Here is a 12,014-nt window from a genome sequence, read left to right as displayed (position 1 = left end):
ACGATTTATCAATTTAAAACATTTGGAGAAAGACAATGAGTATGGAATTTGATGCTGTTATTATTGGAGGTGGGGTTTCAGGGTGTGCGACCTTTTATACTTTGAGCGAATACAGCTCTTTAAAACGCGTGGCTATCGTGGAAAAATGCTCTAAATTAGCTCAAATCAGCTCCAGCGCTAAAGCTAATTCTCAAACCATTCATGATGGCTCTATTGAAACGAATTACACTCCTGAAAAAGCTAAAAAAGTGCGTTTGAGCGCTTATAAAACCAGACAATACGCGCTCAATAAAGGCTTGCAAAATGAAGTGATTTTTGAAACCCAGAAAATGGCTATAGGCGTGGGCGATGAAGAATGCGAGTTCATGAAAAAGCGCTACGAATCCTTTAAAGAAATCTTTGTGGGGTTAGAAGAATTTGACAAGCAAAAGATTAAAGAATTAGAGCCTAATGTGATTTTAGGGGCTAATGGCATAGACAGGCATGAAAACATTATCGGGCATGGTTATCAAAAAGATTGGAGCACTATGAATTTTGCGAAGTTGAGTGAAAACTTCGTTGAAGAAGCTCTAAAATTAAAGCCTAACAACCAGGTGTTTTTGAATTTCAAAGTGAAAAAGATTGAAAAACGCAACGACACTTACGCCGTAATTTCAGAAGACGCTGAAGAAGTGTATGCTAAATTCGTGCTGGTCAATGCCGGCTCTTACGCTTTGCCTTTGGCTCAGAGCATGGGCTATGGCTTGGATTTAGGGTGCTTGCCTGTGGCGGGTAGCTTTTATTTTGTGCCGGATTTATTAAGGGGTAAGGTTTATACCGTCCAAAACCCCAAGCTCCCTTTTGCAGCCGTGCATGGCGACCCTGATGCCGTCATTAAAGGAAAAACACGAATTGGGCCTACCGCTTTAACGATGCCTAAATTAGAGCGCAACAAATGCTGGCTCAAGGGTATTAGCTTGGAATTGTTGAAAATGGATTTGAATAAAGATGTGTTTAAAATCGCATTTGATTTGATGAGCGATAAAGAAATCCGTAATTATGTGTTTAAAAACATGGTTTTTGAATTGCCTATTATCGGTAAAAGGAAATTTTTAAAAGACGCTCAAAAAATCATCCCCTCTCTTAGCCTAGAAGATTTAGAATACGCTCATGGTTTTGGTGAAGTGCGCCCGCAAGTTTTAGACAGAACCAAGCGAAAGCTGGAATTAGGCGAAAAAAAGATTTGCACCCATAAAGGCATCACTTTTAACATGACCCCCTCTCCAGGCGCGACAAGTTGTTTGCAAAACGCCCTTGTGGATTCCCAAGAAATCGCTGCGTATTTGGGCGAGAGCTTTGAATTAGAACGCTTTTATAAAGATTTATCCCCAGAAGAATTGGAAAATTAAAAACACATGCAAAACGAACAAGAAGCCCGAGAAATCGCTAAAAAAGCCGTTCAAATCGTGTTTTTTTTAGGGATTGTGGTGGTGCTTTTGATGATGATAAACCTTTACATGCTCATCAATCAAATCAACGCGAGCGCTAAAATGAGCCAACAAATCAAAAAGATAGAAGAAAGGCTCAATCAAAAGCAAAAATAAAGACTTTGGCTTATTAAGTATGAGTAACAAAATTAAAAAATGCTCAAAGGCATTTTTTAAAATAAATGCAATAAAATAGCTTGCGAAAAGCAAGTGATAGCCTCTTTAAAAGCAGTCTTTTGGGGTTAGGGGGTTTTTAGTTGGGGGTTGTAGGGGGAGAGTTATTTCAAAATGCCCCCTATCCCTTTAAGAAAATGCGTTTTACTTAAGAAATGAGTTTGACCATAAAATCAAAAGCAATCAAACAATTTTTTTAAAAAACCTTATTTTTAAACTTTAAACTTTCCTTAAATTCAGCAATATTTAAGCTTATTTCCTTATAATGGGTGCTTTAATTTTATCAAAGGATTCTTATGACAAAGACTGCTAAAGTCAATGACATCGTTCGTGATTGGGTCGTTTTGGACGCTAAAGACAAAGTTTTTGGCCGCTTGATCACTGAAATCGCTGTGCTTTTAAGAGGCAAACACCGCCCTTTTTACACCCCTAATGTGGATTGTGGGGATTTTGTGGTGGTTATCAACGCCAATAAGGTTAAATTTTCAGGCATGAAATTAGAGGATAAAGAGTATTTTACCCATTCAGGCTATTTTGGTAGCACTAAGAGCAAGACTCTCCAAGAAATGCTAGAAAAAGCCCCTGAAAAGCTCTACCACTTAGCCGTTAGGGGCATGCTCCCTAAAACGAAATTAGGGAAAGCGATGATTAAAAAACTCAAAGTTTATCGTGATGATAAGCACCCTCACACCGCACAAACTAGCAAAAAGGACGCTAAATGAGAAAAATCTATGCTACCGGTAAAAGAAAAACCGCTATCGCTAAAGTGTGGCTCACTCCGGGTAAAGGCGAATTGAGCATCAATGAGCAGAGCTTGAATCAATGGTTAGGCGGGCATGAAGCCATTAAAATGAAAGTCATGCAACCTTTACTTTTAACCAAACAAGAACAATCTGTGGATATTAAAGCGGTGGTTTTTGGTGGGGGCTACTCAGCGCAAGCGGAAGCCTTAAGGCATGGCATTTCTAAAGCTTTGAACGCTTATGATATTGCTTTTAGAGCCATTTTAAAACCTAAGGGCTTGCTCACTAGGGATTCAAGGGTGGTTGAACGCAAAAAATATGGTAAAAGAAAGGCCAGAAGAAGCCCGCAATTCTCTAAAAGGTAATTTTTATTCCTTTTTGCCTCTCCTTTGGGGGAGTTTTAGGGGGCTTTGGAGGGCTTTGGCTCTCTTTTATTTTTTGCTTTTTTGTTTTCTTTTTTATTCTCTCTCTTTTTTTATTAAAATTTCAAAATAATGTATAATAATCGTTCTCTATCAATTCGTTTTAAAAGGGCAAAGGAAATGAAATCTACAAGAATTGGTTTTAAGATTGTGGTGATGGTGTGCGCGGTCGTTATAGCGATTAGCGCTATTATGGGCTTTATTATCAATCACAAGGTTGAAAGCGTGTTGCAAAGCCAAGCCACAGAATTGTTGCAAAAAAAGGCTCAGTTAGTCAGTTTTAAGATTCAAGGCATTATGAAGCGTATTTTTATGGGCGCTAACACCCTTGAAAAATTCTTAAGCGATGAAAATGGCTCTATTAATGACACCCTAAAAAAACGCATGCTCTCTGAGTTTTTGTTAGCAAACCCTCATGTGTTATTGATTAGCGCTCTTTATGCTAACGATGACAAACGAGCGATCAGCGCTATTAAAATCCATTCAAAAATCGCCTACCCTAACACCGCACTCAATGAAAACATGATCAATCAAATCCATTCGCTCAAAAGTATAACCCGTTCAGATCCCTATTATAAGGAGGTTAATGGCGATAAAATCTATGGCATGGATATTACCCTCCCCTTAAAGGATAAAAATCAAAATGTTATAGGTGCGCTGAACCTCTTTTTAAACATTGACGCCTTTTATACAGATGTGATAGGTCAAAACAAGAGCAACACCTTTTTAATGGGGAAAGATGGCAGGCTTTTAATCAACCCTAATCGTGAGATTCAAGATAAGATTTTAAGCGCCATCAATCCGGACAAACGAGTCGCTAAAGCTGTGGAGTATTATGACAAAAACGAAGCGGGCACTTTGAGCTATCATTCATTGAGCGGGGATACAGAAACCTTTTTAGCCATACAGCCCTTTGATTTTTTTGAAGAAAAAGAAAATAACAGCAACCATTGGCGTTGGGCGATTGGGAAATATGTCAATAAATCTTTGGTCTTTCAAGAGGCGACAAACACCAGATACATTATCATCACCACTTTGATTTTAGGCGTGCTGGTGTTAGCCCTTTTAGTCTTTATCATCATTTCCAGTCTCATAACCAAACGCATCAGTAGGGTCAATAACACCCTAAATGATTTTTTCAACTTGCTCAATAACCCCAAAAACCACCATGCTATAAGCCTAACGCCCCCAAGCGCTTATGATGAAATCGGGCAAATGCAAGCTTCTATCAATGAAAACATCCTTAAAACCCAAGAAAACATTCAAGCCGATAATAAAGCCATCCAAAACAGCATTGAAGTGGCTAATTATGTGGAAAATGGGGATTTCACGCAAGAAATCGCATGCGTGCCTAAAAATAAAGATTTGCAAGCTTTAAGAAACACGATTAATAGCATTATCCAGTATTTCCGCAACCAAATTGGCGCCAATATTGAAGCCCTAAATAACGCCCTAGAGCATTATAAAGACCTGGATTTCACCCACCACATCCAAAATCCTAAAGCCAACATGGAAAAAGCGCTCAACACTTTAGGGCAAGAAATTTCTAGCATGCTTAAAGCTTCTTTAGGGTTTGCGAACGCGCTCAATCATGAATCCAAAGATTTAAAAACTTGCGTGGATAACTTAACCAAAACCGCTCATAAACAAGAAAGAAGCTTGAAAAACACCACCCAATCCTTAGAAGAAATCACTAATATCATTACAACGATTGATTCTAAAAGCCAAGAGATGATCTCTCAAGGAGAAGACATTAAAAGCGTGGTGGATATGATTAGAGACATCGCTGATCAAACGAATTTATTAGCCCTAAACGCCGCTATTGAAGCCGCACGGGCTGGTGAGCATGGCAGAGGCTTTGCGGTGGTGGCTGATGAAGTTAGGAAGCTCGCTGAAAGGACGCAAAAATCCCTCAGCGAGATTGAAGCCAATATTAATATTTTAGTTCAAAGCATCGCCGATAACGCTGAATCTATCAAAATGCAAAACAAGGGCGTAGAAAACATCCACAACTCCATTAACGCCTTGCAACAAGATGTGCAGGATAATTTGACTATCGCTAATCATTCTTTACAAGTCAGCACTAAAATTGATGGGATCTCCCAAGATATTTTAGAAGATGTGAGCAAGAAGAAATTTTGATTTCTGCTTTTAATTTTGAGCGTCTAAAAGATGGAATCGCCCTTTTTTTAAAGCAAGGGGCTTTCGCCCTAACGAACGCTAATATAAAAGACTCTTCAAAAGGGGTATTCATCGCCAAAGTATCCCCCTATTACCTTAAAAGAATCGTTTTAGTGTGAAACCGCCCCTTTCTAAAGCAAGGAGCTTCCTAACTAAAGCATTCCATTGAATGCTAACACGAAAGGCTTTGTTCTTTAAAGCCTGCATGGGCATTTCTTACCCTAAAAAGACTAGAGGTATTTTGCTAGCTTGAATATAGCCTAAGTGCTTACATCTTGCGCCCTAAAGGACGGAGTTTTTTGCACCAGTTTGATAAAAAGCTTTGGTTGGATTTTAAAAAGCGTTCTTAAAGGGAGTTAGTTGGGGGGTTAAAGGGGTATTCATCGCCAAAGTATCCCCCTATCCCCCTTAAAAGAATTATAAATAAAAATATTAAGTTTTGGCTATCACTCTTTGATGTTGGGGTTTAATCTCAATTCCCCATATCGCCACCCATATCCCCCATGTCTCCCATATCGCCACCCATATCGTCGTTCATATCCCCCATATCGCCCATGTCATCGTTGCCATTACCCATGTCATTGTTCATATCGTTGGCGTTGTTCAAATCATCGCCCATGTCGTTGCTATTACCCATGTCGTCATTAGTGTTACCCATATCATCGTTGCCGTTGTTCATGTTGCTCATATCATCAGTGTTACCGGTATCAGTATTGCCGGTGTCCGTATTGCCGGTATCAGTATTATTCATATCGCCGGTATTGTTGCTGCTAGCATCTTTATCATCAGTGGTGGTGTCGTTTGCGTTGCCGGTGTCAGTGGTGTTAGTGTCCATGTGATCATCGTTGTGATCATCGTTGGTGGTGCTGTTAGGGTTTATGAGCGCGTTACTCCCTTGATCTTTGCTGTCATTTGCATGGGTGTTGTCCATGTTGTTAATAGGCGTTTGTTGTGCAGGTTGTTGCATAGGGTTATTGATTGCATCATTCAAATCGTCTCTGTCATCGCCATCAATTTTCAAACTCCCGTCTAAATAATTCCCCACCACATCGCTGCTATGGCTTAATTGTTGCACGCTGTCTAGGGCTTTATCCACTTGGGCTTGTTGCTCGCTTGAAAGCCCTTTTTGATCTTTTAAGTCATTGTCCAATTGGTTGAGATTATTGTCTAATTTGTCCCTCACTTCCATAGCTTTATTGACAACTGAATCAATCTTACTAGGACTTGCCCCATCTTGCTTCATCTCTTTGATTTGCCCCACTAAATGGTTAAGCTCTTTAGCTTGAGAAGTGATCGCATCCACGCTTTTAGTGGGCATGGCTTTAGTGTGGAAGAGCGAATTGTCTTTGAGCATGCGACTGTTGTCTAAATTGACTAAGGCACTATTCAAGCGGTTGGTTTGAATGTCCTTGCTGAATTTGGGATCACGATAAAAACTCATGAGATTTGCTGGTTGCGAAGATTTATCGTCTTTATCGTCTCTGTCATCATCAGTAGGCGTATCAAGTTGGTTGATGGAAGCGTCATGGTCTAAAATCTCTTCTTGATCGAGCGCATACATGTAATTTTCTAACATCAAGTAATCTTGAACTTGCATCATGAAAAACATGTTAGGGTAGAACCCATACATGCCATCATAAAAGTCATAAAAATCATACATGCCCATGCCATACATGCCATACATGCCATAATAAGGGTTATAGTAGGAGTTGTAATAGTTGTTGCTCCTGTAATAAGGGCTTTGAGCCTTTTCATTCTCCTGTTGTTTTTTAAGATACGCCCCTACCACGCTCAAATCAGCGAGCATTTTTTGGGCCGTTTTTTGATCTTTTAAAGAAATGCCTAAGGGGATATAAATACCGGTGCGGTAACTATAAAAAGAATCCCTAGCGATGATTTTAAGGCAATATTTCAAATTCTTTTGCAATTTTAGGGCTTGCCTCAAACGCGCATGCGCTCTTAAATTCCCCAAGATGCCAGAGCTAAAACGCATTTTTTCCACTAACATGCTGAATTTTTTCGCATCGCCATTAGCCGCATTGATATAGTTTAAAGCAGTAGCCCCCCACTCTTTGGTGCTGCTTTTATAACCTCCAAAATTCACTATTTTTGGCGTTAATTCCCCTTTTAATTGCGAATCTTTTAAGTCAAACAACGCCCTATTCACGCTGATAGCGTTCAAACTGAGTGTCATTATAAAAAGTATTTTTATAGCTTTCATTGATAACCTTAAAAAATATCTCTTGCGAGCATTATAGACTATTTTTAGAAATCAAAATGACTTTTGAAAACAAGCCAAAGTAAAAAATCAAATCCCAAAACAAAAGGTTCTGTTTTAAACACTTCTTTAGTTTTTAAAAAACTTTCTTAAACAAAAACCTAACCCCCCCAACACAACAAAACAAATATCGCAAAAAAAGAAAAAAGAAACCAACAGAGAGAAAACCCTCTATTGGAAAGAAGAAAAAGGCTTAGAAGTTGATCATGTAGTTAAAATAGATAGAGAAGTTCCTTTTATAGAACACATCTACCGATCCATCTACGCCCCTTTCCTTATAGAATTGGTTGGTGAATAAAGGCAATTTAAGGCCCACTTCAATCCCGCTGTGTTTAGAGAAATTGCTCCTAAAACCAAATTCCACAGGCATTTGGAAGTAGCTTGTGTTCATGCTCGCTGAACAGCCGGCGGTGTTGTTGCAAATTTGCATTTGAGATTTCAAGTAGCTCTCTCCTTGAACGATAAACGAATCCCCTCCTAACCCAAAGCCCACGAACAACCCTGCTGTGTTATAGCCCTCTTTACTTTCATAGAAGTTATAGAGCGCATCAAAGCCCACGCCATAAGTGAAGTTATTCACTTGAGACGCGCCCTCCATGATTCCAAGCTGGCTCCCTACAAAGCTTAAATTCGCATGGTTATAGCTGTAATATCCATAAGACCTAAAGCCAAAGCGTTTGGTTTTGCCAAAGAACCACTTATACCCTGCCATCGCATCTACCCCATACATTTGCCCGTAATTATTGGTGTTGATCACGCTTGTCGTTTCTTGGGCTGGAGCTACTTGATTGCTGCCAAACATTGAAGTGTTTATCGGGGTGTTATTGTTAGCGCCTGGGGTGCGGGTGGTGTTTTGGTTTTCTAAATTAGAATATTGAAACCCCCCTCCTAAAAACGCGCCGCTTTTTTCTGCCATAGACACACTAAAGGCTAATGCCATACCTAAAAAAACCTTTTTCATTTAAAACTCCTTAATATGAGAAATCCTAAGGATTTCTTTTTTTATTGCATTCATGCTATGGTGCAAAAATATAGAGAATCACCAAAATTTGAGAATTGTCCTCATACATTCGCTTCTACAGAATACAATTCGCTCTTATAGTAAGCTTTGGAGTTATATCATAAAAAAGTGAATTTTTTGTTACAAAATGGATTAAATAATATTTTTATTTTAAAAGTTCATTAATATATATATATATATATATAGAATTTAAAATTATATTTATAACTAGATTTTATGAAGCTTTTACGCTGTTTTTGTGGGGCGAAAATTTAGAGCTTTTAGGGTTTTTGGTCGTAGCGGGTGGCTATCGTGATAAGGCTATAATAATATCAATTAAAAAAGGCTTGGGTGTTTTATCGCTTTGTTTTATCGTTTTAGTAATGGTCTTATTCAAACTGGCTTTGAGCATGAGCGATTAAAGGGTTGATCACTTCATCTAAATTCCCTGAAAGCATGATTTCTTCTAAACTATACAGAGTTAAATTAATTCTATGTTCGCTCAAGCGGTTTTGCGGGTAATTATAAGTGCGGATCCGTTCGCTCCTGTCCCCACTACCCACTTGCTCCTTTCTGTCTTTAGCGTTAGCGAGCTGTTGCTCTTCAATTTGTTTTTCATAAAGGCGTGCTTTTAAGATTTTTAGGGCTTTATCCTTGTTTTTATGTTGGGATTTTTCATCTTGCATGCTCACGCTGATATTGGTGGGGAGGTGCGTGATGCGAACCGCAGAGTCTGTGGTGTTGACGCATTGCCCCCCATGCCCGCCAGCGCGAAACACTTCAATCTTTAAATCGCTAGGGTTGATAGAAACTTCCACATCATCCACTTCAGGCATGATCGCTACTGTGATAGCGGAAGTGTGGATTCGCCCTTGAGATTCTGTCTCGGGGACTCTTTGGACTCGATGCGTACCTGCTTCAAATTTGAGCCTTGAATACACGCCCTTGCCCTTAATCAAAGCGATGATTTCTTTATAGCCCCCTACGCTGTTTTCGCTAGAGCTCACTATCTCTACTTTCCATTTTTTCAAATCCGCATAACGGCAATACGCTTTAAACAAATCCCCTACAAAAATGCCCGCTTCATCGCCCCCCGTGCCGGCTCTTAACTCTAAATAAATGTTTTTATCGTCGTTAGGATCTTTGGGGATAAGGAGTTGCTTAATGGCAGTTTCTAACTCGCTTTTTTGGATTTCTAAAATTTTTAACTCTTCTTTAGCCAGTTCGCTCAATTCCTTGTCTTCTAAAAGTTCTTTATTTTCTTTGATATTCTCTAAAACGCTCAAATACTCTTTACTCGCTATGGAGATTTCTTCAATGGAACTTTGCTCTTTGCTCAATTCGGTGAGCTTTTTAATATCACTAATCACTTCAGCGCTAGAAAGCAAGGCTGTGAGTTCGTCGTATCGTTTGAGAATGGAAGAAAGCTTTTCAGCTAGAATGGACATGCAAGACTACCTATAAAAAGATGTGAATAAAAGATGCAACAATCTAAAAAACGCAAAACTTAAAAAGAAGCCCAATAATAAAAACCCACCACTGAGCTTAAAGAAGTTAAAAACGCCCTAAAACTAAGCGAGAGCGATTTTTTTCACTGAAGCGTTAAGCCTTGAGACTTTCCTAGAAGCGGTGTTTTTCTTTAAAATCCCTTTGCTGACAAATTTATGCAATTCTTTGTTAGCGATCTTCAAACGCTCTTGAGCTTTTGCTACATCATTGACAGCAACGGCTTCACGCACGGCTTTAATGATATTTTTAATTTTAGTTTTATAGAACCTGTTGCGTTCGGTTCTTTTAATGGTCTGTCTGATTCGCTTTTCTGCGGACTTATGATTTGCCATAGCCTTGTTTTAATCCCTTTGTAATGTAAAATTTGGCATAATCCTATCTAAAAATTGATTAAAAATAGTTTAAAAGGTATTTTATAACGATGAAAATTTTTGGGACTGATGGCGTGAGGGGTAAAGCAGGGGTGAAACTCACCCCCATGTTTGTGATGCGTTTAGGCGTTGCTGCCGGATTGTATTTTAAAAAACATTCTCAAACGAATAAAATTCTAATCGGTAAAGACACCAGAAAAAGCGGCTATATGGTAGAAAACGCTTTAGTGAGCGCTTTAACTTCCATAGGCTATAATGTGATTCAAATAGGGCCTATGCCCACCCCTGCGATTGCGTTTTTAACCGAAGACATGCGCTGTGATGCGGGCATTATGATAAGCGCGAGCCACAACCCTTTTGAAGACAATGGCATTAAGTTTTTCAATTCTTATGGTTATAAGCTTAAAGAAGAAGAAGAAAGAGCGATTGAAGAAATCTTTCATGATGAAGGATTACTGCATTCCAGTTATAAAGTGGGCGAGAGTGTCGGTAGCGCTAAAAGGATAGATGATGTCATAGGGCGCTATATCGTGCATTTAAAGCACTCTTTCCCCAAACATTTGAATTTACAAAATTTAAGGATCGTGCTAGATACGGCTAATGGCGCGGCTTATAAGGTGGCTCCGGTCGTTTTTAGTGAGCTTGGGGCTGATGTGTTAGTGATTAATGATGAGCCTAATGGGTGCAATATTAATGAGCAATGCGGGGCTTTACACCCTAACCAATTGAGCCAGGAAGTGAAAAAATACCGCGCGGATCTGGGCTTTGCTTTTGATGGCGATGCGGATAGGCTAGTGGTGGTGGATAATTTAGGGAATATCGTGCATGGGGATAAGCTTTTAGGGGTGTTAGGGGTTTATCAAAAATCTAAAAACGCCCTTTCTTCTCAAGCAATTGTCGCTACAAACATGAGCAATTTAGCCCTTAAAGAATACTTAAAATCCCAAGATTTAGAATTGAAGCATTGCGCGATTGGGGATAAGTTTGTGAGCGAATGCATGCGATTGAATAAAGCCAATTTTGGAGGCGAGCAAAGCGGGCATATCATTTTTAGCGATTACGCTAAAACCGGCGATGGTTTGGTGTGCGCTTTGCAAGTGAGCGCGTTAGTGCTAGAAAGCAAGCAGGTAAGCTCTGTTGCGTTAAACCCCTTTGAATTATACCCCCAAAACCTAGTGAATTTGAATGTCCAAAAAAAGCCTCCTTTAGAAAGCCTAAAAGGTTATAGCGCTCTTTTAAAAGAATTAGACAAGCTAGAAATCCGCCATTTGATCCGTTATAGCGGCACTGAAAACAAATTACGAATCCTTTTAGAAGCTAAAGATGAAAAATTGCTCGAATTGAAAATGCAAGAATTAAAAGAGTTTTTTGAAGGGCATTTGTGCTAAACACCACCCAACAAAGCCTGTTGGTTTTTATAGGGGTTTTTTTCCTTATTTTTGGCGTGGATCAAGCGATTAAATACGCTATTTTAGAGGGGTTTCGCTATGAAAGTTTGGTTATAGATATTGTTTTAGTATTCAATAAAGGCGTGGCGTTTTCCTTGCTCAGTTTTTTAGATGGGGGTTTGAAATACTTGCAAATCCTTTTGATTTTAGGGCTTTTTATCTTTTTAATGCGCCAAAAGGAGCTTTTTAAAAGCCATGCCATAGAGTTTGGCATGGTGTTTGGCGCTGGGGTTTCTAATGTTTTAGACCGGTTTGTGCATGGGGGCGTGGTGGATTATGTGTATTATCATTATGGCTTTGATTTTGCCATTTTTAATTTCGCTGATGTGATGATAGATGTGGGCGTGGGCGTTTTATTGTTAAGACAATTCGTTTTTAAGCAAAAACAAAACAAAATTAAGGCATAATCACTCTTTTTAAAA

The 12,014-nt window shown here is 39.2% G+C and carries 11 protein-coding genes; 7 read left to right on the top strand and 4 right to left on the bottom strand.

Annotation, left to right across the window (positions count from 1 at the left end; genetic code table 11):
* Positions 1–35: 35 nt before the first annotated feature.
* From HPB14_RS00435 to HPB14_RS00410, 5 genes are all read left to right on the top strand, one after another.
* Complete coding sequence (locus HPB14_RS00435) at positions 36–1,388, top strand: FAD-dependent oxidoreductase (protein WP_000061414.1); 1,353 nt, start codon at positions 36–38, stop codon at positions 1,386–1,388.
* Positions 1,389–1,394: 6 nt separating this feature from the next.
* On the top strand, positions 1,395–1,583 hold the full coding sequence (locus HPB14_RS00430; protein WP_001178799.1) for a DUF5408 family protein: 189 nt from the start codon (positions 1,395–1,397) through the stop codon (positions 1,581–1,583).
* 353 nt (positions 1,584–1,936) lie between these two features.
* Complete coding sequence (gene rplM, locus HPB14_RS00425) at positions 1,937–2,362, top strand: 50S ribosomal protein L13 (RefSeq protein ID WP_000167671.1); 426 nt, start codon at positions 1,937–1,939, stop codon at positions 2,360–2,362.
* Positions 2,359–2,748: a 30S ribosomal protein S9 gene (rpsI, locus tag HPB14_RS00420; RefSeq protein ID WP_001227269.1), complete on the top strand. Its 390-nt coding sequence runs from the start codon at positions 2,359–2,361 to the stop codon at positions 2,746–2,748. Before rplM ends, rpsI begins: the two co-directional genes overlap by 4 nt.
* Positions 2,749–2,925: 177 nt before the next feature.
* Complete coding sequence (locus HPB14_RS00410; RefSeq protein ID WP_000843324.1) at positions 2,926–4,947, top strand: methyl-accepting chemotaxis protein; 2,022 nt, start codon at positions 2,926–2,928, stop codon at positions 4,945–4,947.
* A 511-nt stretch (positions 4,948–5,458) separates the two neighbouring features.
* On the opposite strand, the gene HPB14_RS00400 is transcribed toward HPB14_RS00410, so the two are convergent.
* The 4 genes from HPB14_RS00400 to rpsT all read right to left on the bottom strand — a co-directional run bounded on the left by HPB14_RS00400 (position 5,459) and on the right by rpsT (position 10,105).
* Positions 5,459–7,207, bottom strand: coding sequence for a hypothetical protein (locus tag HPB14_RS00400; protein WP_000644198.1), 1,749 nt, complete (start codon positions 7,205–7,207; stop codon positions 5,459–5,461).
* Between the two features lie 250 nt (positions 7,208–7,457).
* Positions 7,458–8,225: an outer membrane protein gene (locus HPB14_RS00395; protein WP_000755226.1), complete on the bottom strand. Its 768-nt coding sequence runs from the start codon at positions 8,223–8,225 to the stop codon at positions 7,458–7,460.
* A gap of 428 nt (positions 8,226–8,653) precedes the next feature.
* A complete protein-coding gene (gene prfA, locus HPB14_RS00385) occupies positions 8,654–9,712 on the bottom strand; it encodes a peptide chain release factor 1 (protein WP_000025117.1) in 1,059 nt (352 codons plus the stop codon).
* A 123-nt stretch (positions 9,713–9,835) separates the two neighbouring features.
* On the bottom strand, positions 9,836–10,105 hold the full coding sequence (gene rpsT / locus HPB14_RS00380) for a 30S ribosomal protein S20 (protein WP_001273615.1): 270 nt from the start codon (positions 10,103–10,105) through the stop codon (positions 9,836–9,838).
* 89 nt (positions 10,106–10,194) lie between these two features.
* Here rpsT and glmM point away from each other — a divergent pair, with 89 nt between their 5' ends.
* Positions 10,195–11,532 (top strand): phosphoglucosamine mutase, encoded by a 1,338-nt coding sequence (glmM, locus tag HPB14_RS00375; RefSeq protein WP_000688468.1) that lies wholly within the window; start codon positions 10,195–10,197, stop codon positions 11,530–11,532.
* Positions 11,526–11,999 carry a signal peptidase II gene (lspA, locus tag HPB14_RS00370; RefSeq protein ID WP_000935488.1) on the top strand — a complete coding sequence of 158 codons (474 nt, stop codon included), beginning with the start codon at positions 11,526–11,528 and terminating at the stop codon, positions 11,997–11,999. Before glmM ends, lspA begins: the two co-directional genes overlap by 7 nt.
* The last annotated feature ends 15 nt before the right edge of the window (positions 12,000–12,014 follow it).

The organism is Helicobacter pylori HUP-B14 (assembly GCF_000259235.1).
Classification (GTDB): domain Bacteria; phylum Campylobacterota; class Campylobacteria; order Campylobacterales; family Helicobacteraceae; genus Helicobacter; species Helicobacter pylori_CU.
This window is presented reverse-complemented; position numbering and strand designations above follow the sequence as displayed.